The organism is Actinoplanes subglobosus (genome assembly GCF_042650585.1).
GTDB classification, from domain to species: domain Bacteria; phylum Actinomycetota; class Actinomycetes; order Mycobacteriales; family Micromonosporaceae; genus Actinoplanes; species Actinoplanes subglobosus.
The window spans coordinates 304,343-329,737 of sequence record NZ_JBHSBL010000006.1 but is presented as its reverse complement, the minus strand read 5'-3'; the positions used below and the strand labels follow the sequence as shown (position 1 = coordinate 329,737).

Here is a 25,395-nt window from a genome sequence, read left to right as displayed (position 1 = left end):
GAGTTCCGTGGATATCTCCGAGGTCGGCTGCACCCTGGAATTCGACGTCACCGAGCCCGCCGAGATCGCCCTCCAGATCGCGGCGGCCGGCGCGGCCACCGCAACGCTGCTGGTCGACGGTGCGCCGAGCGACACTTCCTTGATCACAGTGGGCAAGGGCACGGTGGTCGTGCGCTACCGGGCGACCGTGCCACCGGGGTCCGCGCCGCCACCGGTCGGCGACGAGGAGCGGATCGTCGGGTTGCGGCCCAGCCGGTACTGCCCGTCCGACCGGCTCGGCGGATTCGCGGCGACCCGTTTCGGTGACGGTGACCCGGCCGCGACGGTCCGGGCGATCACCGACTGGGTGCACGAGCACATCGCCTACCAGGGTGGGAGCAGCGGCCCGACGACCGACGCGGTGGACACCCTGCTGGCCGGGGCGGGGGTGTGCCGTGACTTCGCCCACCTGACCGCCAGCCTGTGCCGGGCCCGCGACATCCCGGCCCGGGTCGCCGCCGTCTACGCGCCGGGACTGTCCCCGATGGACTTCCACCTCGTGGTGGAGACCGCGATCGACGGCCGATGGCGGGTGTGGGACGCGACCCGGCTCGCGCCGCGGCAGTCGCTGATGCGGATCGCGACCGGCCGCGACGCCGCGGACACGGCGTTCGCCACGACGCTGTCCGGGACGCTCAGCCTGACCGGCACCGAGATCCTGGCGGTCGCCGGAGGGAACCTGCCCTTCGACGACCATCGGGAGCTGGTGTCACTGCCCGGCTAGGTCGACAGCGGTCTGGAGGCACCGGCGTACGTCGTCGGCGTGGTAGGGCCACTCGGACGGTTCGATCCTGGCCATGAAGGTGTCGTAGACGACCGCCTGACGCAGCAGCTCGACCGGTTGCAGCAGCTGGGCGGCCCGAAGGGCGTCGTGGCCGGGCCACAGCTCCGCCCACGCGGTGAGCACCTCCGGCTCGCCGGGCATCCGCACCGCGTCGAAGGCCGGGTTGCCGATCGCGGCGTCGCCCCAGTCCACGATGGTGAACGACTCCCCGTCGTGGATCACGTTGCCCATGTGCAGGTCACCGTGGACGAGGGTGTCCGGGAGGCCGCACTCGTCCACGGCGGCGAGCCGGCGGGGAAGGTCGTCCAGCAGCTCCCGAAGACCCGGAATGCCGGCGATGTGCGGGGCGGCGATGTGCGGCAGGCCCTCCAGCGACAACGTGGGGATCCCGGCGGCGCGCAGCTCGTGGACCCGGCCGGCGAAATGCTCCTGCACCGGCTGCAACGCGGCCAGCACCTCGGCCCGGAAAGCCGGCGGCGCACCGTAGCGGTCCTCGCCGGGCACGTGCGCGATCAGCGCCCGGCCCTCGTCCCCGGCTGCCAGCACATACGGCGTCAGGCCCGGCGCGACACCGTCGACCAGCCGGAGCACCGCCGCCTCGTGCGCGAAGAACGACGGAACCTGTTTGAGCCAGGCCGCCGGCACTCCGTCCGGCCCGTCGAACCGCCAGATCGCCGACAGGTTCCAGGTGCGCTGCTGCCGGGCGGTCAGACCGGACAGGCCGATCCGGTCCAGGGCACCGGCCGCCCAGGCCAGTGACGCCGCCGCGCCCGCCGGCTCGGCATAGGACGCGCGCAACGGATGCGGCGACAGATCGACGTCGACGGGCAGCAGCCCGGCCGGTTTCTCATCGGTCATCGCCAGGTAGGTGACGTGCCCGCCGGGCGGCATGGCCTGGTCGCCGTGCAGCAGGCGCAGCACGGTGACGTCGATCCCGGCACCGGCCACCACCCCGGCGACCTCCTGCCACCAGGGCACCTCGACGATGAACGGCGGCAACTGACCGAGAAGCACACCCGCCGGATCGACGAGCACGAGAGAGACGGTACGGCTCACCGGCCGAGTCTCGCACGCAGGAACTTCCGGTCGGCACGCCCCAGCAGTCGCAGCCGGGCCATGCCGCCGTCCGGGAACACGTCCAGCCGGACCTGCACCACCTCAGGTGCTTTGACCAGCGGGAACCGGTGCGGGGTGTCGGGGCGCAGCACCACCCGCGGCAGCAGCTCGTGGGCGAAACCCTCGCTGTCGAAACCGGTCAGCGTGGCCCAGCCGGGTGCGTTGCCCTTGAAGTGACTGGTGTCCAGATCGGCGAAGCGCAGCACGGCCGGAGCGGCCAGCCGCACCAGCACCCAGTCGTTGCCGTCGTCACGGCGCCGGGACGTCTCCCAGCCGTCGCCCATGTTGCGGGCCAGGCCGGGCATCAGCATCCGCTGCGGGTTGCCGTAGAACATGTTGCTGCAGTCGACGACGGTCGCGCCGTACTCGGCGGCGGCCACGTCGAACACCTTCGGCAGCAGCTCCGGATCGGGCACCACCTCGCCGTGCACGCGCAGCCGGGCCACGCCGCCGTCGGGGAAGATGTTCAGCCGCACGTGTGTGAACCGGCGGCGGTCCTCCACCGGGTACAGGTTGCGGCCGTCGCCCTTGAGCGGCGACTTCGGCAGGATCTCCACCCAATCGGCGCCGGCCAGCTCGTCCGGGCCGGGATACCCCGGCAGTTCAACTGCTTCGACCGAGGCGTACGGCGGGAAGTTGCCGGTGAAGAACGCGGTGTCGATGTCGACGCCGTGCACGATGCCGGGCGCGCCGAGCCGGACGACCGCGAAGTCGTGGCCCGGCACCCGGCGGCGGCGGGTCTCCCAGCCGTCGTAGACCTGTCCCTTGTGGTCGAACGTCTTCGGCGCGTGACCCGGCGCATCCGGCAGCACCAGGTGGTCGGCGGCGGCGAAGAACTCGTCGTTGGCGTGCACGACGCCTCCGCCGAAAGCCCGGGACGCGAGGTCGGGCAGCGCGCTGAAGTCCATCAGATCTCCCTTACCAAGAACTTTCCGCCGGCGTTGTCGCCGGTCACCGCGCTTCCGCGCAGCCAGGTGGTGCGGACCACACCCCGCAGGACCTTTCCGGCGTACGGCGTGACGGGGTTCCGGTGGTGCAGTGCGTGAGCGTCGACGACGAACTCCTCGTCCGGCTCGAACGCCACCAGATCCGCGTCTGCGCCGACCGCGATGCGGCCCTTGTTCCGCAATCCCACCAGATCGGCGGGGCGGCGCGCCATCCACTTCACCACGTCCGCGAGGGTATGTCCCCGCGCGGCGGCCGCGGTCCAGATCACGGGAAGACCCAGCTGCACCGAGGCGATCCCGCCCCACGCGGCCGCGAAGTCACCGGTGTCCTGCCGTTTCAGGTCGGGCGTGCACGGCGAGTGGTCGCTGACCACGCACGTGATCAGGCCGTCGGCCAGGGCCTCCCACAGCTTGTCGGCGTTCGCGGTGTCACGGATCGGCGGGCAGCACTTGAACTCGGTGGCGCCGTCGGGGATCTCGGCCGCGTCCAGGGTCAGGTAGTGCGGGCAGGTCTCGGCGGTCACCCGTACCCCCTCGGCTCTTGCCCGGGCGATCAGCGGGAGCGCGGAAGCCGCCGAGAGGTGCAGGATGTGTGCGCGCCGGCCGGTGGCGCGGGCCACCGCGATCGCGGTGGCGACCGCGGCGTGCTCGGCGTCCTGGGGACGGGAGTTCAGGAAATCGGCGTACGCCGCCGAGCTCGCCGCCTCGCGCAGGTGGTCCGGGTCCTCGGCGTGGATCACGAACAGCGCGTCGACCGCCCCCATCGCCTCGGCCAGCTGATCGGCGTCGACCGGCGGGAACTCGGGCACACCGGAGTCGGCGAGGAACGACTTGAAGCCGAAGACCCCGGCCGCGTGCAGATCGGGCAGGTCACCGGCGTTGCCCGGGATCGCACCGCCCCAGAAGCCGACGTCGACGTGACACTGGCCGGCCGCGGCCGCCTGCTTGATCTTCAGCGCCTCGCCCGTCACGGTCGGCGGCAGGCTGTTCAGCGGCATGTCGATGATCGTGGTGACACCGCCGGCCGCGGCCGCCCGGGTCGCCGTGGCGAACCCCTCCCACTCGGTCCGGCCCGGCTCGTTGACGTGCACGTGGGTGTCGACCAGGCCCGGGAGCAGCGCGGTCGCGCCGAGGTCGACGTCCTGCGCCGCCCGCACCTCCGCGTCGTAGGGCAGCACCGCCGCGATCGTCCCGTCCTGCACCACGACGGCCGCCGCCCGCTCGCCGTCCGGTGTCGTCACGCGCCGCGAGCGCACTACAAGATCAGCCATGGACCGACCCTATCGGCGCTTTGTTTCACTCGGCGCTCATCAGTCCCGTCCGGGATGCCGTTACCGGCGGTAGCGGAGTACCGTGCCGCTCCATGGTGCGACGATGGAGCGTGGCGGCGATGGCCGCCCTCTGCGGTGTCCTGATCGCCGCGGCCCGGTTCGGCGACGGCGCACCCGGCACCGCCGCTCTGCTGCTGGCCGGGTTCCTGGTGCTCGCGTTCGTGCTGTCGCCGCTCGCGTTCCCCCGCTCGCCGGCCACGTCCGCCGCCACCGGCGACGACCGGCCGATCGTCTACTGGCGGCCCGGCTGCGTCTTCTGCCTGCGGCTGCGTGCCCGCCTCGGCGCGGATGCCGACCGGCTGCGCTGGGTCGACATCTGGCAGGACCCGTCCGCCGCCGCCGCGGTCCGGGAGATCACCGGTGGAGACGAGACCGTGCCGACCGTGGTGATCGGCGGCCGGGGCCACGTCAACCCCGACCCGTCCTGGATCCGGGACCAGATCCTGCCGGCCGCCCCGCAGTCCTGAGCGGGCCCGCCGCTGTCAAGCCTTGATCAACTGGCCGTCGGTCCAGCGCAGGAACCGGTCGAAAAGCTCCGCCGGCGGCCCCGGCGGCAGCTCGGCCATCGCCCGATCGAGATGTCCCCACATGTACATCGTCAGCATCACCCGGTCCGCACCGTCCGACAGCGACACTCGCGCCGGCGTGCACGGCCACGGGTCACCACATGCCCGGCACTCCCACGACGGCCGTTCACACACATGCTCGCCATCACTCTGCGTCACAGTCTTACTCACTGAACGACACTCCCTCGCGTTGCGCGCGGTCCCGCCTCGTAGTACTCCCGACAAGCGGGAAAGGTTCGATCCACACGGGATTTGCCAGTGCCGCTATGGTCTGACTCACCCGACATGGACCATCACGGAAGGCGACCTGGCGTGACGAACCAGCAGACCGCGGTGAACACCGGACCGAACCTCCTCCTGCGCGCCGCCGCCGTCGCGGTCCTGGCCGGCGCCGTCCTCACCTTCGGCACGATCGCGATCATCGACCCGGCGTTCCTGGTCAGCCTCGCGCCCGAGTGGTTCGGCGAGCCCGGCGTCTCCTCGATTGCCGCCGCCACCGGCCTCGCCGGCCTGATGGCGGGCCTGCTCATCAAAGCCGTCCGGGAGAGCAACCGCGGCCACGAACAGCTCGCCACCTGGCTGACGCTCAGCGCGCTCCTGATCGTCGGCGTCTTCTCGATGGTCTAAAAAATCCTTTCATCGGATACGTGCCACACCTCCCGCAGACGCACCACATCGAACCCCGCCTCCGGCGGCTATCGGCGGCAGGTGTCAGGCGGCCCGATCGTCGACCGGCGCGAATCCGTGCTCCACGGCCGGCCCACACTCGTGGATCTCACCCGCGCCACTGATCGTGTAGACGTGATTACGCCGGGCCCGCGCCGCGTATTCGTCCCACTGCCCGCTCCCCCATTCCCCGGGGCTCCGCGGATCGATATCGGAATGATCCGGCCACTCCACCAGGCGCACCACGTAGACGACGTTGTCGCGCACCTCGATCCGCCACCGGTCGTCCTCTTCCGCGCCCTCGGCCTCGACCACCCCGTTGAGAAGATGATCGCAGGTGAAGTGTTCGAAGACGGCCGGCCGGAACCACGCCACCGGCAGGTCGCCACGAATCTCCGCGCCCGGCGCCAGAAACGTCTCCACCAGATAGGCGAGCCATTTCTCCGCGTGGTAGAACTTCTCCTCCCCGTTCCAGATCAACGCGTCACCGGCGGCGGTCGGCACCCATTTGCACCAGAATCCGGGATGCTCCGGGCCGGGTTGATTCCCGCCGTACATCGCACCGGGCGCCAGCCCGTTCCCGTTGACCGCGTACGGGCCGGCGTCCCGCGATTCGTGCCGCGTCTCGGCGAACCGGTCGAGATATTCGACCTCGCGCGGATTCAGCGGGGGAACAATGGCGATCTGTCCGGTGAAAACCGTTTCGTAGCCCACTGCCGTTCCTCCGCTGCTCGTCTCAGGCCAGGGCGGTCAACTGCTCGCGTGGCAGCCCGGCGTCGGTCAGGGCGCCGCAGTCCAGACCGCGCAGCAGGTAGCCGGCGAGCGCACGGGCGGTGGCCGGCTCGTCGGCGATACCGCTGTCCTGCCGGTCCAGGTACCGGCGCAGGCGGGTGACGGCCGCATCCCGGCCGTCCCGGAAGAACTCGTAGGTCGCCGCATAACGCGTCGGCAACTGGGCAGGATGCAGATCCCAGCCCTGGTAGTAGCCGCGTTCCAGCGAGCGGCGGACCAGCCGGTGGTGCAACTGCCAGGCGGCCCGCACGTCGGCGGTCCCACCGACCGGCAGGACGTTGGTGGAACCGTCGGACAGGCGCACCCCGGTCTGGGCGGCGGCGGCCTGCATCACCGCTTTCGCGTAGTCGGCGGCCGGATGCTCCATCGACTGGTAGGCGGCGGCCACCCCGGCGGCGGCACTGTAGTCGTAGGTGCCGTAGTGCAGCCCCGTGCACCGGCCGTCAGCCGCGGTGATCAGGGGTGCGACAGCCGCGGAGCCGTCGGCGGCGAGCACGGCCGACGGCAGTTCGATCTGGATCTCGAAGGTCAGGGCGCCGGCGCTCAGGCCGTACGACCGCTCGAGTCTCTCGCAGAGGGTGACCATCGTGCGGACCTGGTCGGAACCGCTGACCTTGGGCAGCGTGATGGTGAAAAGGTCCTGGTAGCTCTCGAGGAAGAGGTCGAGCGTGCGCAGCGAGCGGTGCCGGGTCGCCGCCTCCAGCGACTTGATCCGGAGGCCGACGAACGGTGGCCGTGGACCGTCGGCGAGGATCTCGGCGGCCTTGCGGACGGCCGCGTCCTCCTGGTCGTCGTCGCGGACGCCGTAGCCGTCCTCGAAGTCGACGCGCAGGTCCTCGATCGGTTCGGCGGCGAGTTTGGCCCGGACCGCCGGGTCGGACCAGGGGAAGTCGTGCCGGTCCATCGCGTCGAGGGCGATGCCGCCCCAGTCGCGGAAGTCGTCGAGACGATCGGCCGGGACGTAGACCGTGTGGACCGGCTGGCGCCCGGGACGTTCGCCCGGATAGCGGGCCTTGAGGAAGGCGTCGTGCGCGGCGAGGCTCGCGTCGATCTCGTGGTAGTCGTCCTCGGTGAGACGCAACGGACGGCCCTTCTTCGCTGGGTGCGGCCGGGACCCGGGGCCCGGCCGCACCGGTGTGATCAGTCGATGGAGTCGTAGGCGGCGCTGGTCAGGAAGTCGGCGAAGTCGTCGGCCAGGGCGACCCGCTCGAACAGCTTGCGGGCGTCGTCGTAGCGGCCACCGGTCCAGGCCTCGTCACCGACGGTCTCGCGGATCTTCGCGAGCTCCTCGTCCTCGATCTGCCCGACCAGTTCGGCGGTGATCGGCGTGCCGTCCTCGAGCTTCACTCCGTTGTGGATCCACTGCCAGACCTGGGACCGGGAGATCTCCGCGGTGGCGGCGTCCTCCATCAGGTTGTGGATCGCGACCGCGCCGTTGCCGCGCAGCCACGCCTCCAGGTACTGCAGCGCGACGTTGACGTTGTTGTGCAGGCCGGCGCGGGTGACCGCGCCGCCGGTACCGGCCACGTGCAGCAGGTCGGTGGCGTCCACCGCGACGTCGGGCCGCTTCTTGTCGAGCTGGTTCGGCTTGTCGCCGAGCACCCGGTCGAAGATGCCCTTGCAGACCGGCACCAGGTCGGGGTGGGCCACCCAGGAGCCGTCGAAGCCGTCGCCGGCCTCGCGCTCCTTGTCTTCCCGGACCTTGGTCAGGGCCACCTCGTTGACCGCCGGATCACGGCGGCTCGGGATGAACGCGGCCATGCCACCCATCGCGAACGCCCCACGCTTGTGGCAGGTGGAGACGAGCAGCTCGGAGTAGGCCCGCATGAACGGCGCGGTCATCGTCACGGCCGCCCGGTCCGGCAGGATCATGGTGGGATTGTCCCGGAAGTACTTGATGATGCTGAACAGGTAGTCCCAGCGGCCGGCGTTGAGGCCCGAGATGTGCGGCCGCAGGCTGTAGAGGATCTCCTCCATCTCGAACGCGGCCGGAATGGTCTCGATCAGGACGGTGGCCCGGATGGTGCCGACCGGGATGCCCAGCGCCTCCTGCGCGTGGGTGAAGACGTCGTTCCACAGGGCGGCCTCTTTGTGGGACTCCATCTTGGGCAGGTAGAAGTACGGCCCGCTGCCCCGCTCCAGCAGCTCCTTCGCGTTGTGGAAGAAGTAGAGCCCGAAGTCGACCAGCGCGCCGACGGCCGGCTCGCCGTCCACCGGGAGGTGCCGCTCGTCGAGGTGCCACCCGCGGGGGCGCATCACGATCGTCGGGTACGGCCCGCCGTTCAGCTCGTACGTCTTCTTCTCGGTCTCCAGCGTGATCGTGCGACGGATCGCGTCGTAGAGGTTCTGCTGGCCGTCGACGACGTTCGCCCAGTGCGGGGTGTTCGCGTCCTCGAGGTCGGCCAGCCACACCTTCGCGCCCGAGTTGAGCGCGTTGATCGTCATCTTCCGCTCGGTCGGGCCGGTGATCTCGACCCGCCGGTCCTGGAGATCGGCCGGCGCCGGAGGGGCCGACCACTCAGCGGCACGGATGTCGGCTGTCTCGGCCAGGAAACCCAGCGTGGCTCCGGCCGCGATCTCCGCGCGGCGCGTGGCACGCGCCTGGAGGAGCTCGTTACGGCGAGGCCGGAATCGCCGGTTCAGGTCGGCGACGAACGCCACGGCCTCGTCGGACAGGATCTCGGTCATCGTTGACGATTCCTCTCAGTGTGGTTACTCCCCCGTACCGTAATCGAGCATTATTCATGCTCCCGGCCGGTCCACCACTACCCGGATCCTGTGGTGTTCTTCTCTATGAAACATCCAGGAGACGACGGTGGGCCCGGCGAGCGTTCGCCGTCAACGTGTCGGCATCGGCGTGCACCAGCTCGCCGCGCTCGACGATCGGACGGCCGCCGACCAGGGCCAGATCGACCCGCGCCGGTGGGCCGAAGACCAGCGCCGCGACCCTGTCGTCGATGCCCTCGTGCCCCAGACCGTCCAGCCGCCACATCACGAGGTCGGCCAGTTTGCCCGGCTCCAGCGAACCGATGTCGGCCTGCCGGCCCAGGCACTGCGCCCCGCCGATCGTGCCCAGTCGCAGCGCCTCGCGGGCGTTGAACGACTTCGGGCCCAGCCGCTGCCGTGCCGTGTAGAGCGCCTGCCGCAGCTCGGCACCCAGGTGCGAGACCTCCTGCGAGGCCGCCCCGTCCACACCGAGACCCACCGGCACGCCGTGGTCGATCAGCTCACGCACCCGGGCCGAACCGGCACCCAGCCGCGCGTTCGAACTCGGGCAGTGCGCGATGCCGGTCCGGGTGGCACCCAGTTTCTCGATCGCCGAGTCACTGAAGTGCACACCGTGGGCCAGCCAGACGTCGTCGCCGAGCCAGCCGACGCGCTCCGCGTACTCCACCGGGGTGCAGCCGAACTGCTTGAGGCAGAACTCCTCCTCGTCGTCGGTCTCGGCGAGGTGCGTGTGCAGGCGGACGCCCTTGCGCCGGGCCAGCACCGCCGCCTCCTCCATCAGGCGGGTGGTGACCGAGAACGGCGAACAGGGCGCCACCGCGATCTGGAGCATCGAGTCCGGCGACGGGTCGTGCCACCGGTCGATCGCCGCCTCGGTCGCCGCCAGTGCCTCGTCGGTGTCCTCGACCACGTGGTCCGGTGGCAGGCCGCCGTCCTTGCGGCTCAGGTCCATCGAACCGCGGGTCGGGTGGAACCGCACACCGATCGACTGGGCCGCCTCGATCTCGGCGGCCAGCACGTCCCCGCCGTCACGCGGGAACACGTAGTGGTGATCCATGCTCGTGGTGCACCCGGAGAGCGCCAGCCAGCCCAGGCCGGCACCGGCCGCCGCGCCGACGATCTCCGCGTCCAGCCGGCCCCAGATCGGGTAGAGCGTGGTCAGCCAGCCGAACAGTGTCTCGTCCAGCGCGAGGCCACGCGTCGCCCACTGGTACAGGTGGTGATGCGTGTTCACCAGGCCGGGCGTGACCAGGCAGCCCCGGCCGTCCACCCGGCGACCCTGGAAACTCTCGTCGGCACGGCCCGCACCGACCGCGACGATCCGGCCGTCGTCACCGACCACCACGTGACCGGTCAGGTACTCCGTCCCAGCCGCGTCGACGGTCGCGACGGCGGCGCCCTCGATGATGATCACAGCCACCACTCCGCGGTCGCGGCGGGCGCGTCGTCACGGACCACACTGCCCTCGATCAATCCGTACGGCCGGTCGCCGGCGATGAACACCTCACCCGGGTTCTCCAGGTCGAACGGCGACAGGTCGGCCAGGTAGTGATGCTTGTTCGGCAGAGCCAGCCGCACCTCGGCCACCTCCGGGCGAGCCTCCAGCAGCCCGGCGCCCATCGCGTAGAGCGTCTGCTGCAACGAGTAGCTGTAGGTGCCGACGAACGCCGACACCAGCGCGGCCAGCGAGCCCTCGAACGACGCCGCCCAGTCGGTGTCGTCGCCGGCGTGCCGCCAGCGGGCGTCCACAGCCGTCGCCAGAATGCGGTCGGTGGCCGGTTTCAGCGTGGTGTAGCCGTCCTCGACGAAACCGTGGAACTCCGAATCCGTCGAATTCAGCAGCACCAGGCCGGAGACACCGGAGACGACCTGCGTCGCATCGGCGGTCACGGTCACCACAGTGGTACGCACGTGATCGCCCCGCCTGCGAAACGAGTGCGGGCCCAGGCGGTCCCACGCGAACGACTCGACCGACACCTTCGCACCGTGCACCTGTGGCTGGGTGTGCACGAAATGCCGGGCCAGGAGCAGGGCGAACGACTCGGGCTCGCCCACGCCGTGCTCCTTGGCGAACGCGTACACCGTGTTCTTCATCGTGTCGGTCGGCAGGACACCGGAGTTGTCACCGGTCAGGTGGGTCGCGGTCAGGTCGCCGGAGAGCGCGATGCTGACGTTGAAGTCCACCAGGCCGTGCGACTCGCCGTCACGGTGCACCCGCACCAGACGGGTCTCCGCCTTGCCGTAGCGGTTCGGTCCGAGCACGATCCCCAACGGTGTCAGCTCCCTCGGTAGGTGGTGTAGCCGTACCGGCTCAGCAGCAACGGCACGTGGTAATGGCGATTCGGGTCGTGGACGTGGAAGGCGACGGTGATCTCCGGGAAGAAGCAGTCACCGCCCAGATAGGGCTCCACGTAGAAGAACAGGCGATAACCACCGGCCTGCCACTCGCGCAACGGCACCTCGTAACGCAGGCGGCCGTCGTCGTCGGTCCGGCCCTCGGCGATGGTGCTCCAGCCGTCGGAGTCACGCCGTTCCAGCCGCACGTAGACGTCCCTGGCCGGATCGCCGGTCACCGTGTCCAGGATGTGCGTCGAGATGCGGGCGTGGAACGCCGCGGCGACACCGTCAGAGGGCATCGAGCACCCGCTCCAGCCGGAGCCGCGCGATCCTGCGCAGCTCATCCGTCACGATCGGCCGCTCGGCCGCCTCGTCGTTGCCCAGCCGCTCGCGGGCGGCGGCCAGGATCTCCGCCTGCGACCGGCCGCTCGCGAAGATCAGGAAGACGTGGCCGAACCGCTCCTCATAAGCCCGGTTCGCCGCGATCAACTCGGCCTTCGTCGTGTCGTCGGCACTCTGCGCGGCGGCCGACTGCTCGGCACGCGACCAGGCCGCCTCCTGGGAGTCGCCGGCAGCCCGCTCCCCGATCCTCGGATGCGCGGACAGGCCCTCCAGCACCTCGGGCCAGGTCAGGCCGCGGCCCGCGGCGTCAGCGGCGGCGAGAATGCCGTCACGGTCCGCGAACGGCCTCCCGGCGGCGACGGCGGCACCCCAGGCGGGCGCCGCGCAGCAGGCGAGCAGCTCGGCCGCCAGGCGCTCCGCGGGCAGAGCGTTGAACGACTCCACCGCACCCAATTCGGTCACCCCCTCGTCGATGTCGATCAGTCAAGCAGCCCGGCCCCGTGACACGCACGGACGGACCGAAGAATTAACAAGCGCCACCCTGCCACGGATGAGGGCCGGAAATCTCGCCGTCCGGCCAGGGCTGTGGACAACGCGTTCAGCTGCGCAGACCGGCGTTTCCCGGCCGATCCTGGGGACAACCGCCGGGAAGGCACCGCGACCTCGCTGTTATCCGCCGGTGATCTTGCCGTTTCCTACGGCGCATCCAGCGGAGCAGGTCAGGCGGCCAGCCGAGCGGTCCGGGACCGGTGAAGGCCCTCGTGGACACAACCCGGCCGCCGAATTCGTCGGGGGTGCCGCCCAGCTCCGGCGTCATCCACAGGAGCACGAATCGCGGTCGGCCCCGCCGCCAGTGTGGACAACCGGGAAGGCCGCCGCCGGGATGGGCCAGACTGGGCGCGTGCTCATCCCCGCCGGTTCCCTGCCCGACCTCCCGGTCCGTCCCGTGCTGCCCGAGGTTGCCGACACCCTGGCCGCCGCCGGGGCCGCCGTCCTCGTCGCGCCGCCCGGCACCGGCAAGACCACGCTGGTCCCCCTCGCCCTGGCCGGTTCCGGCGGCCGGGTGATCGTGGCCGAGCCGCGCCGGGTCGCCGCCCGGGCCGCCGCGCGGCGGATGGCGGCGCTGCTCGGCGAGCGAGCCGGGCAGCGGGTCGGGTTCGCGGTGCGGGGTGAGCGGCAGATCTCCCGGGAGACGGTCATCGAGGTCGTCACGACCGGGCTGCTGGTCCGCCGGTTGCAGGCCGACCCCGAGCTGGCCGGGGTCACCACGGTGATCCTCGACGAGTGTCACGAGCGGCACCTCGACTCCGACCTGGCGCTCGCCTTCCTCGTCGAGGCACGCTCCGCGCTGCGGCCCGACCTGCGGATCCTCGCCACCTCGGCGACGGCCGACGCCGACCGGCTCGCCGCGGTCCTCGGTGAGCCGGACAGCCCGGCCCCGATCGTCACCGCCCACGCGCGGACCTATCCGGTCGAGGTCGTCTGGGCGCCACCGGCCGGAGCGATCACCCCGCCGCACGGGCTCCGCGTCGACCCAAGGCTGCTCGACCACGTGGCCGCCACGACCCGGCGGGCCCTGGCCGAGGGCGACGGCGACGTCCTCGTCTTCCTTCCCGGGGCCCGCGAGATCTCGACGGTCGCCGGTCGCCTCGGCGGGCTCGACGGTGACGTCGTCCCCCTGCACGGCCGGCAGTCCGGGACCGCACAGGACGCGGCGCTACGGGCCGGCGCGCGCCGCCGGGTGGTGCTGGCCACCGCGGTCGCCGAGAGCAGCCTGACGGTCCCCGGAGTGCGCGCCGTGGTCGACGCCGGGCTGAGCCGGGTGCCACGGATGGATCACGCCCGCGGTCTGGGAGCGCTGGCGACGGTGCCGGTGTCCCGTTCGTCCGCCGACCAGCGCGCCGGGCGGGCCGGGCGGGAGGCACCGGGCCGGGTCTACCGCTGCTGGTCGCCGGCCCTGCACGATCGGCTGCCGGCCCAGCCCGAGCCGGAGATCACGGCCGCCGACCTGACCGGCTTCGCCCTGGACCTGGCGTTGTGGGGGCATCCCGACGGCAGCGGCCTGGCCCTGCCCGATCCACCACCGGCCGGCGCGCTGCGGGCGGCCGTGGCCACGCTGCACGATCTGGGCGCCGTCGACGCCGACGGGCGGGTCACCGATCGGGGCCGTGCCCTGGCCGGCGCCGGGCTGCATCCACGGCTGGCGCGCGCCCTGCTCGACGGCGCCGCGACCGTGGGCTCGGCGCGGGCCGCGGAGATCGTCGCCGTCCTCGACGACGACCGCACCACCAGCGGCGACGTGGTCACCGTCTGGCGGGCCGCCCGCAACGATCCGGCCTGGCGGGCCGAGGTCCGCCGCCTGACGCGCGCCCTGGAACGGGCCGCAGCCCCTCCCTCGGCCGCCGGCCAACGCGATGCCAGTGCCAGGGACTCCGATGCTGCCGCACCACCGGCCGACATGGCCACCCCAGCGCCCGCCGACAGGGCCGCCCCAGGGCCGGGCGCCGAAGCCATCGCACAGCCGGCCGACAAGGGCGCCACACCACCGGGCACCAGGGCCGGCGCGGGGCGGGCTCAGGACCGTCCCTCCGCGAGGCAGGCTCAGGACCGTCCCTCCGCGAGGCAGGCTCAGGACCGTCCCTCCGCGAGGCAGGCTCAGGACCGTCCCTCCGCGAGGCAGGTGATGAGCGACGACGTCGCGGCCGGGCTCGTGGCCGGGCTGGCCTATCCGGAGCGGGTGGCACGGGTGCGGGAGCCGGGCGGCCGGGCCTACCTGATGGCCGGTGGCAACGCAGCCGAGCTGCCGGCCGACAGCTCGCTGGCCGGAGCCACGTGGCTGGCCGTGGCGAGCGCGGACCGGCCGGCCGGAGCGCGGGTGGCCCGGATCCGCAGCGCCGCGCCGCTGGACGAGGCGACCGCCCTGGAGGTCGCCGCACCACTGCTCACCGACGGCACCGAGATCGGGTGGGTCGACGGCGACGTGGTGGCCCGGCGGGTTCGCAGGCTGGGTGCGATCACCCTGGCGTCCACCCGCCTCACCGATCCGGCCCCGGCGCTGCTCCGGGAGGCCCTGGTCACCGGGCTGCGGCAGGAGGGGCTGGGCCTGCTGACCTGGAGCCGGAACGCCGAGGACCTGCGGAGACGGCTCGCGTTCGCGCACGCGGCGCTCGGCGACCCGTGGCCGGACGTTTCCGACGACGCTCTGCTGGCGAACCCGGAGGACTGGCTGGATCTCGGTTCCGCCCGGCGGCGGTCCGACCTGGCGAGACTCGACGTCGCCGGTGGGCTGCGGCGACGGGTGCCCTGGTCGGTGGCGGGCCGGCTGGACGACGTGGCGCCGGAGCGGCTCCCGGTGCCGAGCGGTTCGCAGGTGCGGATCGACTACAGCGACCCGGCGGCACCGGTGCTGGCGGTGAAGGTGCAGGAGGCGTTCGGCTGGCGGGAGGCGCCACGGCTGGCCGACGGGCGGATCCCGGTCCTGCTGCACCTGCTGTCCCCAGCGGGGCGGCCGGTCGCCGTCACCAGTGATCTCGGCTCGTTCTGGGTCCAGGGCTACCCGCAGGTCCGCGCCGAGATGCGCGGCCGGTACCCGCGTCACCCCTGGCCGGAGGACCCGACCACGGCTGAGCCGACCCGCCGCGCCAAACCACGGTCCCGCTGATCGGGCACACCTCGCGTCGGGTCGCCGGCACTTCCTACGATCACGTCCGACATGGACAGCGCAGAGAGCGGCGGCGAGGCAGCAGAGAGATCGCCGGCGCCAGCGCGGAGAAACGGCAGCGCCAGAGCAGAGAGACCGGCAGCGCGAGAGCAGAGAAATCGCCGGCGCGAGAGCAGAGAGATCAGCGGGAGGGGGCGGGAATGGCCGGATTCGGCGGGTTGGCTGCGCTGCCCCGGCGGCGGGCGGCGCAATCCAGGGAGCGGGCCGCGCTGCGGGAGAGCAACGCGGGGCGGCACGACCGCGCCGTCCTGCTGGCCGAGGCCGGGGTGGCACGGTGCCGGCCGATCGGGGAGCGCTGGCCGGCTTCGCTGGGCCGGGTGCTGGCGATCCACGCCTACTGTCTGCACCGGGCCGGACGGGACGACGAACAGGCCGCGAACGAGTCCTATGGCTGGTGCCGGAAGGCCACGTCGGCCAAGGCGACCGCCGAGGTGACCCGCGCCGCCTTCTTCCTTGCCGCCGCCGGCTACCGGGAAGCGGGCTACCGGCTCGTCGAGCAGGCCCTCACGGCGGCACGTCCGGTGGGTGGGGTCGAGCTCGGCCGGGCCTACACCGAACTGGCCCGGCACCTGCTGATGCACAACAGTCCCGAGGATGCCCTGCTCGCCCTGAGGGAGGCCGAGTCGGTGCTTCCGGAGTGGCGCACCGCTCGGATGGACACCGTCCTCCTGCTGTTCAGGGCTCTCGGTGACACCGGCCGTTACGACGAGTTGCGCGAACATTGCGACAGATGGTTGGCGCTCGTCCGCCTGAACAGCCGCTTTCAGCTGCGTCGGGAGTACCCCTTGCTGCTGGGCGCGCTCCGCGTCTACTGGACGGCGGCCGGCGACGACGAACGACTCGAGCAGGTCCGCGCCCTCACGGCGAAGGCGGACCTCAGCGGGTGACGGACCACCGGCGGAGGAGGCCGGGGTCAGGGAGTGGTGCCGGGCAGGCGGGACAGAGGGGCCGGTGCGCCGTAGAGGTAGCCCTGGCCCAGCGGGCAGCCGAGAGCGGCCATCGCGCCGGCCCGGTCCTCGGTCTCCAGGCCCTCGGCCACCACGGTGATGCCCAGTTCGGCGCAGATGGCCAGCACCGAGCGGCAGAGGGCGCCGGCCCGGTCCGGGGAGGTGTCGACGTCGGTCAGGGTGGAGTCGAGTTTCACGATGTCGACCGGGATGGCGTGCAACTGGGCGAGCGCGTTGAAGCCGCTGCCGAAGTCGTCGAGGGCCACCCGTACGCCCAAGGCTCGCAGTCGTTGGACGAGCCCGGCGGCGCAGGGCAGGTCGGGGATGCGCAACGTCTCGGTGATCTCGATGATCAGCCGCGCCGGGTCGAGGCGGTGGCGGCTCAGGGCGGCGCGGACGGCGTCCTCCAGGCCCTGGCCGGCGAGGCGGCCGGCCGAGACGTTGACGTGCACGTCGATCGGGCGTCCGTAGACGAGGGCCAGGTGGGCGGCGTCGGCGCAGGCCCGGTCGAGGACGAAGTCGTCGATCGCGGCGACCAGGCCGGTCCGCTCGGCCATCGTGACGAACACGTCGGGGTGGACCGGGCCGGCGACCGGGTCGGTCCAGCGGGCCAGGGCCTCGACCGCGACGGTGGCGCCGTCAGTGAGCCGCACTATCGGCTGGTAGTGCACGTCGAAACCGGCGGCCGCGGGGCTCGGGCCGGACAGGGCGCCGGCGAGGAGCTGCGGCAGGTCGGCGTGCGGGCCGGCGTCCTTGGGGCCGGTGTAGCGGATCAGTTCGCCCTTGCCGCTGCGTTTCACCGCGTACATGGCGGCGTCGGCGCGGCGCAGCAGCAGGTCGGCGGTGAGTTCGTCGCCGGGTTCGGCGGTGACCAGGCCGATGCTGACGCCCACGCCGACCGAGCGGCCGTCGATGACGTACGGCTCGCGGAGGGTGGCCAGCACACGCTGTCCGATGGCTTCGGCCTCGGCGTCCCAGTCGGCGTCGAGGTCCGGGGAGGCCGGCGAACCGGCGGAGACCGAGGCGGCGGCGGAGGCCAGCGAATCCGAGACCGAGGCGGCGGAGGCCAGCGAATCCGAGACCGAGGCGGCGGAGGCCAGCGAATCCGAGACCGAAGCGGCGGCGGAGGCCAGCGAGTCCGAGACCGAAGCGGCGGAGGCCAGCGAGTCCGAGACCGAAGCGGCGCCGGGGTGGCCGGAAGTGGCCGTCTCCCACGAGGGGGACACGGTGGCGCCTCCGGCGAAGGCGGCTTCGGAGACCCGTACCCCCGCGGCGGAAAGGACATAACGCCGCTGCCGCAGACCGCCGTCGATCCGGCGCCGCCATGGCGCCCGGCGCCGGGGTGCCGGAACGGCGACGCCGCCCTGATCGAGCACGATGGCGAACTCGTCACCGCCGAGGCGGGCGACCAGGTCCCCGGAGCGCACCCCGGCCCGCATCCGCTCGCCGATGGCCTGGAGCACCCGGTCGCCGATGGCGTGCCCGAACGTGTCGTTGATGAGCTTGAAGTCGTCGAGATCGGCGAAGAGGACCGCGACGGGCGTGCCGCGCTTCTGGTGGGCGTCGATGGCGAGGACGAGACGTTCCCGGAAGAGCGCGCGGTTGGCCAGACCGGTGAGCGGATCGTGGTAGGCCTGGTGGTGCAGGCGCCGCTGGGCGGTGGCGACCCGGTCGAAGAGCACCGTGTTGTCGACGATGGTGATCATCTGGCGGGTGACGACGAGGGCGAGGCCGAGCCAGCCGAGGTAGGCCTCGAACGGGCTGAGAGACCCTTCGGCGACGGTACGCACGACGAGCACCACCCCGGTGACGAGGACGGGGCCGTACGGCAGCAGCAACCGGAACCAGTCGCGCTCCGGCACCTCGGCGTCGGGCTGGTCGGGTGGCGTCCGGTTGGGGCTGAGCGCCGCCATCGCGATGAACGCCGGCCCGAGCAGGTGACCGAGCCCTTCGAGCCAGGTGGGTCCGTTGCCGAGGAGCCGGACGGTGTCGGCGACGCCGAAGGCGAGCAGCGCCGAGCCGACGAGCCGCAGTGGCAGCCGCCCGGCCGGGGAGTCGGGCCGGGTGGTGAGCAGCAGCACCACCATGGTGAACATGACCAGGTCGGCGATGAGGTAGACCAGCTGGACGACGTCCAGTCCGCCGAGGCCGGGCGAGCCGGGCAGCACCGACCAGACCAGGGCCAGCACCGAGCCGGTGATGAGCAGGCTGTCGATGACGAGGGCGAGCTGGTCACGCAGTGTCGACGAGGGCACCAGCGGCCGGGGCCGGCTGTGCACGGCACCGAGCAGCCCGACGAGCATGCAGACCGGCAGCACGAAGAGCCCCGCCCAGGTGAGCGCGTGCGGCGGCACCCGGTCGACACCGGCCAGGTCCTGGACGACCCACCAGAGCCGGTTGAGTGACCAGACGACGAGGCCACCGGCGGAGAGCAGCCGCCAGCGGCGCGGGATGCCGGCCCGGCCCCGGCCGACGGTGAGGCAGACGGCGGCCGCGACGAGCCCGGCGACCAGTTGCGCCGTGTCGGTGTAGAGGCGGGGCGTGCCGAGGACGAGTTCGCCGAAGGCGACCACACCCAGGATGAACGCCAGCGTGCCGAGCAGTCGCGCCGTCGTGATCACCACCAGAGTCCGGGCCGCGAGCAGTGCGGCCGGAGTAAAATACCCGCTCAGTCCCCCGCGGTCACGTCGGCGACGATCACCGTGATGTTGTCGGGGCCGCCGCCGCGCAGTGCGAGATCGATGAGCCTCTCCGCGCAGGACTTCGGGTCGGCGATGGTGCGCAGCTCTTCCTCGAGCACGGGGTCGGGCACGACGCCGGTGAGACCGTCGCTGCACAGCAGCCAGCGGTCGCCGCGCTGCGGCTCGACGATGACGTAGGCGGGGGTGACCGGCTCGCCCTGGAGCACCCGGGTGACGACGGCCCGGCGTGGGTGGGCGGCCGCCTCCTCCGGTTTGATCAGGCCCTGGTCGACCAGCATCTGGACATACGTGTCGTCCTTGGTGAGCTGGTTGAGCCGGCCCTCACGGAGCAGGTAGGCCCGGGAGTCGCCGACGTGGGCCATGGCCGCCCGCTCGCCGTTGAACAGCACCGCCGTCAACGTCGTCCCCATGCCCGCCAGCGTGGGGTCGGTGGCCACTGTCTCGGCGATCCGCCCGTTGGCGAGCTCGAGTGCCCGGTGCAGGGCGTCCATCTGGTGCTCGGTGGCGATCGGCGTGTCGAGCGAGACCATGGCTTCGATGGCGATCCGGCTGGCCAGATCGCCGGCGGCCATGCCGCCCATGCCGTCCGCGACGACGAGAAGCGAGTCACCGGCGAAGTGACAGTCCTCGTTGTTGCTCCGGACGTGTCCTTGGTCGGTGACGGCCGCCCACCGGAGGTGCAAGGTCATGGCGTGCAGCCTGCCAGGTCGGCGCCAGCCTGTCTGCACGTGGTGGGCGGCATGTCGCACATGTCGTTGCTGAAATTACACTCATCCACCGCCTGAACCCCGATTCAGGGGCCGTCCGAGGCAACGAGGATCGATTTCGGTCACGGGCCGTGTCGGAGCGATCCATTCCAGTGCCGGGGCCTCGACCGGCCACCCGCGGACGGTGAGCCCGCTGGCGGGGTCGTCGCCGGCCTGTGGGCAGAGGGTCTTCGACCGGACCTCGCCGTTCGGGATGAAGGTGACCTCACCGGTCGGCTCCAGCATCGTGGTGGAGGTGTCGTCGACGGCGATGAGCTGGCCGCGGACGACCCGGATCGGCTCGCCCTCGGTGACCACCTCGATGGCGCTGTCCGGCAGGACGGGCGCGCGCAGGAAGGCGACGCCGACCATGAACGGCATGGCGAAGGCGACGGCGACGGCCGGCCAGTGGGTGGCGATCCGGGCCCAGCGGTCCGGCAACGGCCCGGTCAGCACCGGGCCGAACAACGGCGGAGCCACCAGCAGTACGGCCGTCGTGTACGCACCGGCCCGGACGGCCGCGACCACTCCCGGCCAAACGAAGATCCACACGAGCAGACCGACGATGATCGGCACCCCGAGCGTGATCCACCGCATCAGCCATGGCTCACCCGGTTCCCCCTGTACCGCGGTCAGCCCGAGAACCGCCACGACCAGCATCATCAGCAGCGGCAGCATGCGCAGTTGCCAGGTGAACGCGGCGATCCCGGCCGCGAGGACCACCACCCAGCCCGGCATCCGGAACGCGGCCACGGCCAGGAACGAGGTCGCGGTGTGCCGTGGTGAGCTGACCAGCGCGATCCCGCCGAGGACCCGGACCAGCAGGATCGCGGCGGGCAGGGTCCAGCTCAGCGTGATGAACAGCGCGCCCACCATGCCCAGCGGGTTGATGTACTGCACGAGCAGGAGCATCGTGGGCAGGTCCTGCCGGCTCAGATACCACAGCCGCAGCACGAGCAGCACCAGCGGGAAACCGGGCAGCACGGCGAGCAGCCAGTTGAACTCGGCACGGTAGCCCGGCCGGACCACGGCGCGTGGCTCCTTGCTGACCGCACCGGTCCGGATCAGATCCTCGGAGAAGCCGCTCATCCCAGTGGATCCTCCCAGGGCAGCCAGCTGATGTCCGGCCGTTGCGCCGGAGGCTGCTGGCCGACCGCGATCGGGGTGTCCTTCACCGGATCGATCTGGGTCTGCAGGTTCTGCTCGTAGGCCTTCTCCCATCGGTCGTCCTCGGGGTCGGCGTAGGAGCGGTAGAGCGTCAGGTTGACGAGCTTCTCCAGGGCCGGGTTCTCACCGACGTTGACGCCCCACCGTTCGTTGGCCTCGAGGCCGAGGTCCCAGTGCTCGTACTTCTGCGGGAACTTGTGCTGCCAGCCGGCCAGGATCGCCGCGTCGGTGCTCACCGCCTCGACCTCGTTGCGGTCGAGCGCTTCGAAGCACTCCCCGACCCGGTTCTTCTGGGTCACGATCGCCATGGCCTTGGACAGTGCGCTCTCGCTGGTCGACGTGGAGAGGGTGCAGACCCGCTGGCCCTCGAGGTCCTTCAGCGCGACGACCGACCGGTGTCCCTTGAGCGTGATCACCGACTGCTCGGTGTAGAGGTACGGCTCGGAGAAGTGCACGCCGGCCTTCTTCCGCTCCTCGGTGATGCTGTAACTGGCGATCACCAGCTGGACCGGCACACGTTTCCCGTCGGCCGGGTCGGTGGCCTGCATCCGGGCCCGGTCCTCGCTCTCCAGGCCGTAGAAGCGCACGTCGTCACGGCGGAAGCCGAGATCGGCGGCGATCATGTAGGCGATGTCGATGTCGAACCCGGACCATGTCTTGGTGGCCTGGTCGTAGAAGGCGGTCCCGTACTGGTCGTCCTTCACCCCGATCGCCAGGGTCGTCCAGCTGTCGACCCCGGACTTCGCGCGCAGCTCGGCGACCGACTCCGGCCCGCCGATCAGCAGCCGGACCAGGGCGACCGTCAGGGTCAGGACGATCAGCAGGCCGAGCCCGGCGAGCCGCCACACCTTGAACTGGTTGTCCCGCCGGGTGATGGCCGCGTGCTCGGCCTCCGCGCGTGCCTTCTCCATCGCCGCCTGCGCGGCGATGTCCCGGGAGGCGATCTCCTCGACGGTCAGCTCCTCGACCGGGACGGACGGCGGCTCCGGCGGTGCGGCGGCGGTCACGAAGCGGCGCATCGCGGCCAGTTGCTTCGGCGGAAGCTGCTGCAGTGTCCGCAGGAGCCAGCTGTCGTCCGGCTGCGCCCGTGGTGGCTGTGGCGGAGGCTGCTGTGGCGCGGTCTCGTCGCCGCCGTTGTCGGTGTCAGCCATCGACCCGTCCCTTCATCCCCAGACGAGTCATCGTGCCCGACATCCCTACGGAACGGGATCCCCGGTACCGAACGGGACACCCGGACGGCACCGGGCGAGACGGGAGGCGGTCAGCCGCAGGCCGGCACGCAGACCGTGGCGCTCGATCGCGAGCAGCGCATACGCGCTACAGGTGGGCTGGTAGCGGCACCGGGTGGGCAGCCTCGGCGAGACCTTCCGATAACCACGGATCGCGCCGGTCACCGCCCGTTCGGCCCGGGAGCTTCCGGGGGTACGGCTGAGCGCCGCGAACAACCGCAGCATCATGCTCAGCGAGAAGCAGTCGCACCCGGGGATGTCACAGTCGCAGTTGGTGTTCGGGTTGCACGAGTCGAGCCACGAATGCTTCTTTTTCTTCTTCCGCGATCTCCCAAAGCTCACGATCACATGATGGCGGAAGCGCGCACGTCAGCGGACCGAGACCACCGCCGCGCTCTCCGGTGGCAGCACGAGCCGGTCCCGTTCGACGATGACGCCGGGTGCGGTGGCCAGCAGCACCGACCGTGGCAGGGACCGCACGCTGACCGTCTGCGGGCTCGCCGAGAGGTTGGCGGCCACCACGTTCGGCCCGCGCCGGATGACCACGTGCTGGTCGCCGTGCCACACCTCGACCTGGTGCAGCCACGGATCGGTCAGCCCGGGGATGCTCCGGCGCAGCGCGATCAACTTGCGGTACAGCTCGAGGATCTCGGCGTGGCCGGGTTTGCCCAGCTCCGACCAGTCGAGCTTGGAGCGCTCGAAGGTGGCCGGGTCCTGTGGGTCGGGCACGTCGGCCTCGGCCCAGCCGTGGCTGGCGAACTCGCGCCGCCGCCCGGTCCGCACGGCGGAGGCCAGGTCGGGCTCGGGATGCGAGGTGAAGTACTGCCAGGGGCTGCTGGCCGCCCACTCCTCACCCATGAACAGCATGGGCGTGAACGGGGAGGTGAGCAGCAGGGTGGCGGCCACCTTGAGCAGGCCGGGCGAGAGGCTGGCGGTGAGCCGGTCGCCGACCGCCCGGTTGCCGATCTGATCGTGGTTCTGCAGGAAGGCGACGAACCGGTGGCCGGGGGTGCGCTGCCGGTCGACCGGGCGGCCGTGCGGGCGGCCGCGGAACGACGACCAGGTGCCGGCGTGGAAGAACGCGCCCTCCAGGACCGTGCGCAGGCAGTCGAGCGAGCCGAAGTCGCCGTAGTAGCCCTGACGCTCCCCGGTGAGCAGGGTGTGCAGCGCGTGGTGCACGTCGTCGTCCCACTGGGCGTGCAGGCCGTAGCCACCGCCCTCACGCGGGGTGATCAGCTTGGCGTCGTTGAGATCGGACTCGGCGATCAGCGACAGCGGCCGGCGCAGCTCGGTGGAGAGTGTCTCGACCTCGACGGCCATCTGCTCGAGCAGGTGGACGGCACCCTCGTCGTGCAGCGCGTGCACGGCGTCCAGCCGCAGCCCGTCGATGTGGTAGTCGCGCAGCCACATCAGCACGCTGTCGACGATGTAGCGGCGCACCTGCTCGGAGCCCGGCCCGTCGAGGTTGACCGAGCTGCCCCAGGCGTTGCTGCCGCTGCTGAGGTAGGGGGCGAACATCGGCGCATACGCCCCGCTGGGCCCGAAGTGGTTGTAGACCACGTCGAGCACCACGCCGAGGCCTTTGGCGTGGGCCGCGTCGACGAACCGTTTGAGGCCGTCGGGACCGCCGTACGCCTCGTGGGGCGCGAACCAGCAGACCCCGTCGTAGCCCCAGTTGTGGGTGCCGTTGAACGCGTTGACCGGCAGCAGCTCGACCAGGTCGACACCGAGGTCGACGAGGTGGTCGAGCCGCTCGATCGCGGCGTCGAAGGTGCCCTCGGGGGTGAAGGTGCCGATGTGCAGCTCGTAGAGGACCGAGCCGGGCAGCTGGCGGCCGGTCCACGACTGGTCGGACCAGGCGAACGCGGAGTGGTCGTAGAGCCGGCTCAGGCCGTGCACCCCGTCGGGCTGCCGGGCCGAACGCGGGTCGGGCAGCGGTTGCTCCTGGCCGGGCAGGAGGAATCCGTAATCGGCGTCGGAGGGTGATCGAACGTCCACGCGGCACCAGCCGTCCTCGCCGGGCTCCATCGCGTAATCCCGGTCGCCCAGCCGTAGCCGGACCGTCTTACCCGGAGCCCACACTTCGAAGATCGTCATTCTTTCACCAGGAGAGCGACGGGATAGGTGTGCAGCAGCTCGGCCACCGTCAGACGATTCCCACCGTAGCTGGTGTTCGTGAACACTTCCGTCCAACTATGTCCGTCCAGTGACAGCGTGGTGTCCCCCCAGCCGCCGTGCCGTGACAATCCGACCGGGAGCCGGGTGGCGATCGCCACCACGCCGCCGCGGTCGAAGGCGAGCACGTGCTCCGGGACGCGCCCGTCGGCGAAGACCGGGCGGTAACCGGTGAACAGCTCCGGCCGCTGCCGGCGCAGCCGCAGCACCCGGCTGGTCACCAGCAGCTTGGCCGCTCCGGTCTCGTCCACCGGTGGCAGCCAGCCGTCGTCGAGGCGGCCGAGCAACTCACGGCGGGCCGGGAAGTCGACCGGGCGGCGGTTGTCCGGGTCGACGAGAGAGTGGTCCCACAGCTCGGTGCCCTGGTAGACGTCGGGGACGCCGGGCATGGTGAGCTGCACCAGCTTCTGACCGAGAGAGTTCGACCAGCCGGGAGCGGCGATCGAGGAGGCGAAATCGGTCACCTCGCGATGGAGGTCCGGGTCGTCGTAGATCCGGTCCACCATCTCCCGCAGGGTGGTCTCGAAACCCTCGTCCGGGGTCAGCCAGTTCGTTCCGGTCCCGGCTTCCCGGGCGGCTTTCACGGCGTACGCCTGCAGTCGCTCCCGGGAGATCGGCCACGCGCCGACCGTGACCTGCCAGAGGAGATGGGCCAGCGCGGGATCCGGGAGCGGAGCGAACCGGACCCACCGGCGCACCACCGACGTCCAGTCGCCCGGCAGTTCGGCGAGGACCGCCAGCCTCGCGCGGACGTCCTCACCGCGCTTGGTGTCGTGGGTGGCCAGCGACGTCATGGTGTCCGGCCACTCGGCCTGCCGCTGCTCGGCGTAGTGGTGGAACTCGTCGATGGTGACGCCGAACTTGGCCGGGTCGTTGCCGACCTCGTTGCGGGCCACGAACCGGGTCCACCGGTAGAACGCGTTGTCCTCGACACCCTTGGCCATCACCGCGCCGGTGAACTGCTGGAAGCGGACCGCCAGTTCGTCGGCCGGGTTGCGCAGCCGGGCGGTCACCTGGTCGAGGACGGGGATCAGCTGCGGGCGCCGGCGGGTGGCCTCGGC

Annotated in this window: 22 protein-coding genes and 1 pseudogene; 5 read left to right on the top strand and 18 right to left on the bottom strand. The window is 71.6% G+C overall.

What is annotated here, in order from left to right:
* Positions 1–7 precede the first annotated feature (7 nt).
* Entirely contained in the window at positions 8–763 is a 756-nt protein-coding gene (locus ACFO0C_RS07635) for a transglutaminase-like domain-containing protein (RefSeq protein ID WP_378065836.1), read from the top strand.
* Here ACFO0C_RS07635 and ACFO0C_RS07630 read toward each other — a convergent pair.
* Genes ACFO0C_RS07630 through allB form a run of 3 tightly spaced genes read right to left on the bottom strand, consistent with a single transcriptional unit; the run spans position 749 to position 4,157 of the window.
* Entirely contained in the window at positions 749–1,879 is a 1,131-nt protein-coding gene (locus tag ACFO0C_RS07630; RefSeq protein ID WP_378065835.1) for a phosphotransferase family protein, read from the bottom strand. The genes ACFO0C_RS07635 and ACFO0C_RS07630 overlap by 15 nt on opposite strands.
* Positions 1,876–2,847: an allantoicase gene (gene alc, locus ACFO0C_RS07625; RefSeq protein ID WP_378065834.1), complete on the bottom strand. Its 972-nt coding sequence runs from the start codon at positions 2,845–2,847 to the stop codon at positions 1,876–1,878. Before alc ends, ACFO0C_RS07630 begins: the two co-directional genes overlap by 4 nt.
* Positions 2,847–4,157, bottom strand: coding sequence for an allantoinase AllB (gene allB / locus ACFO0C_RS07620; protein WP_378065833.1), 1,311 nt, complete (start codon positions 4,155–4,157; stop codon positions 2,847–2,849). Before allB ends, alc begins: the two co-directional genes overlap by 1 nt.
* 92 nt (positions 4,158–4,249) lie before the next feature.
* On the opposite strand from allB, the gene ACFO0C_RS07615 reads away from it, so the two are divergent.
* Positions 4,250–4,684 (top strand): glutaredoxin family protein, encoded by a 435-nt coding sequence (locus ACFO0C_RS07615; RefSeq protein WP_378065832.1) that lies wholly within the window; start codon positions 4,250–4,252, stop codon positions 4,682–4,684.
* 15 nt (positions 4,685–4,699) lie between these two features.
* On the opposite strand, the gene ACFO0C_RS07610 is transcribed toward ACFO0C_RS07615, so the two are convergent.
* Entirely contained in the window at positions 4,700–4,852 is a 153-nt protein-coding gene (locus ACFO0C_RS07610) for a hypothetical protein (protein WP_378065831.1), read from the bottom strand.
* Positions 4,853–5,095: 243 nt separating this feature from the next.
* Here ACFO0C_RS07610 and ACFO0C_RS07605 point away from each other — a divergent pair, with 243 nt between their 5' ends.
* Positions 5,096–5,410, top strand: a complete 315-nt coding sequence (locus tag ACFO0C_RS07605; RefSeq protein ID WP_378065830.1) for a hypothetical protein — start codon at positions 5,096–5,098, stop codon at positions 5,408–5,410.
* Between the two features lie 84 nt (positions 5,411–5,494).
* On the opposite strand, the gene ACFO0C_RS07600 is transcribed toward ACFO0C_RS07605, so the two are convergent.
* The 7 genes from ACFO0C_RS07600 to uraD form a co-directional block, all read right to left on the bottom strand.
* Positions 5,495–6,163 (bottom strand): hypothetical protein, encoded by a 669-nt coding sequence (locus ACFO0C_RS07600; protein WP_378065829.1) that lies wholly within the window; start codon positions 6,161–6,163, stop codon positions 5,495–5,497.
* Positions 6,164–6,185: 22 nt separating this feature from the next.
* Positions 6,186–7,322, bottom strand: coding sequence for a DUF6986 family protein (locus ACFO0C_RS07595; RefSeq protein ID WP_378065828.1), 1,137 nt, complete (start codon positions 7,320–7,322; stop codon positions 6,186–6,188).
* 59 nt (positions 7,323–7,381) lie between these two features.
* Positions 7,382–8,929, bottom strand: a complete 1,548-nt coding sequence (gene aceB, locus ACFO0C_RS07590) for a malate synthase A (RefSeq protein WP_378065827.1) — start codon at positions 8,927–8,929, stop codon at positions 7,382–7,384.
* A 103-nt stretch (positions 8,930–9,032) separates the two neighbouring features.
* Positions 9,033–10,382 (bottom strand): 8-oxoguanine deaminase, encoded by a 1,350-nt coding sequence (locus ACFO0C_RS07585; RefSeq protein ID WP_378065826.1) that lies wholly within the window; start codon positions 10,380–10,382, stop codon positions 9,033–9,035.
* The gene (pucL, locus tag ACFO0C_RS07580; protein WP_378065825.1) at positions 10,379–11,230 is read right to left on the bottom strand and encodes a factor-independent urate hydroxylase; all 852 of its coding nucleotides are present in this window, start codon (positions 11,228–11,230) and stop codon (positions 10,379–10,381) included. Before pucL ends, ACFO0C_RS07585 begins: the two co-directional genes overlap by 4 nt.
* Positions 11,231–11,244: 14 nt before the next feature.
* Positions 11,245–11,604: a hydroxyisourate hydrolase gene (gene uraH, locus ACFO0C_RS07575; protein WP_378065824.1), complete on the bottom strand. Its 360-nt coding sequence runs from the start codon at positions 11,602–11,604 to the stop codon at positions 11,245–11,247.
* Positions 11,594–12,109, bottom strand: coding sequence for a 2-oxo-4-hydroxy-4-carboxy-5-ureidoimidazoline decarboxylase (uraD, locus tag ACFO0C_RS07570; RefSeq protein WP_378065823.1), 516 nt, complete (start codon positions 12,107–12,109; stop codon positions 11,594–11,596). Before uraD ends, uraH begins: the two co-directional genes overlap by 11 nt.
* Before the next feature lie 439 nt (positions 12,110–12,548).
* Between uraD and ACFO0C_RS07565 the strand changes: the two genes are divergently transcribed.
* Positions 12,549–15,308, top strand: coding sequence for an ATP-dependent RNA helicase (locus tag ACFO0C_RS07565; protein ID WP_378065822.1), 2,760 nt, complete (start codon positions 12,549–12,551; stop codon positions 15,306–15,308).
* A gap of 200 nt (positions 15,309–15,508) precedes the next feature.
* Positions 15,509–16,255, top strand: a complete 747-nt coding sequence (locus ACFO0C_RS07560; protein WP_378065821.1) for a hypothetical protein — start codon at positions 15,509–15,511, stop codon at positions 16,253–16,255.
* Positions 16,256–16,281: 26 nt separating this feature from the next.
* On the opposite strand, the gene ACFO0C_RS07555 is transcribed toward ACFO0C_RS07560, so the two are convergent.
* The 7 genes and pseudogenes from ACFO0C_RS07555 to ACFO0C_RS07525 form a co-directional block, all read right to left on the bottom strand.
* Complete coding sequence (locus ACFO0C_RS07555; protein WP_378065820.1) at positions 16,282–18,936, bottom strand: putative bifunctional diguanylate cyclase/phosphodiesterase; 2,655 nt, start codon at positions 18,934–18,936, stop codon at positions 16,282–16,284.
* Between the two features lie 47 nt (positions 18,937–18,983).
* Entirely contained in the window at positions 18,984–19,706 is a 723-nt protein-coding gene (locus tag ACFO0C_RS07550; protein WP_378065819.1) for a PP2C family protein-serine/threonine phosphatase, read from the bottom strand.
* 81 nt (positions 19,707–19,787) lie between these two features.
* Complete coding sequence (locus ACFO0C_RS07545; protein ID WP_378065818.1) at positions 19,788–20,852, bottom strand: hypothetical protein; 1,065 nt, start codon at positions 20,850–20,852, stop codon at positions 19,788–19,790.
* Positions 20,849–22,081, bottom strand: a complete 1,233-nt coding sequence (locus ACFO0C_RS07540) for a transporter substrate-binding domain-containing protein (protein ID WP_378065817.1) — start codon at positions 22,079–22,081, stop codon at positions 20,849–20,851. Before ACFO0C_RS07540 ends, ACFO0C_RS07545 begins: the two co-directional genes overlap by 4 nt.
* Positions 22,082–22,126: 45 nt before the next feature.
* A complete protein-coding gene (gene yidD / locus ACFO0C_RS07535) occupies positions 22,127–22,501 on the bottom strand; it encodes a membrane protein insertion efficiency factor YidD (protein ID WP_378065816.1) in 375 nt (124 codons plus the stop codon).
* Positions 22,502–22,528: 27 nt separating this feature from the next.
* The gene (gene treZ, locus ACFO0C_RS07530; protein WP_378065815.1) at positions 22,529–24,256 is read right to left on the bottom strand and encodes a malto-oligosyltrehalose trehalohydrolase; all 1,728 of its coding nucleotides are present in this window, start codon (positions 24,254–24,256) and stop codon (positions 22,529–22,531) included.
* Positions 24,253–25,395 (bottom strand): annotated as a pseudogene (locus tag ACFO0C_RS07525) (malto-oligosyltrehalose synthase); the annotation flags it as partial. The gene treZ and the pseudogene ACFO0C_RS07525, both read right to left, overlap by 4 nt.

Bases quoted from the DNA above. Each gene is read 5' to 3' on its own strand.
- alc (WP_378065834.1), bottom strand. From the start codon at position 2,847: ATGGACTTCAGCGCGCTGCCCGACCTCGCGTCCCGGGCTTTCGGCGGA.
- allB (WP_378065833.1), bottom strand. From the start codon at position 4,157: ATGGCTGATCTTGTAGTGCGCTCGCGGCGCGTGACGACACCGGACGGC.
- ACFO0C_RS07615 (WP_378065832.1), top strand. From the start codon at position 4,250: ATGGTGCGACGATGGAGCGTGGCGGCGATGGCCGCCCTCTGCGGTGTC.
- aceB (WP_378065827.1), bottom strand. From the start codon at position 8,929: ATGACCGAGATCCTGTCCGACGAGGCCGTGGCGTTCGTCGCCGACCTG.
- uraH (WP_378065824.1), bottom strand. From the start codon at position 11,604: ATGCCCTCTGACGGTGTCGCCGCGGCGTTCCACGCCCGCATCTCGACG.
- ACFO0C_RS07560 (WP_378065821.1), top strand. From the start codon at position 15,509: ATGGCCGGATTCGGCGGGTTGGCTGCGCTGCCCCGGCGGCGGGCGGCG.
- ACFO0C_RS07550 (WP_378065819.1), bottom strand. From the start codon at position 19,706: ATGACCTTGCACCTCCGGTGGGCGGCCGTCACCGACCAAGGACACGTC.
- ACFO0C_RS07545 (WP_378065818.1), bottom strand. From the start codon at position 20,852: ATGAGCGGCTTCTCCGAGGATCTGATCCGGACCGGTGCGGTCAGCAAG.
- ACFO0C_RS07540 (WP_378065817.1), bottom strand. From the start codon at position 22,081: ATGGCTGACACCGACAACGGCGGCGACGAGACCGCGCCACAGCAGCCT.
- treZ (WP_378065815.1), bottom strand. From the start codon at position 24,256: ATGACGATCTTCGAAGTGTGGGCTCCGGGTAAGACGGTCCGGCTACGG.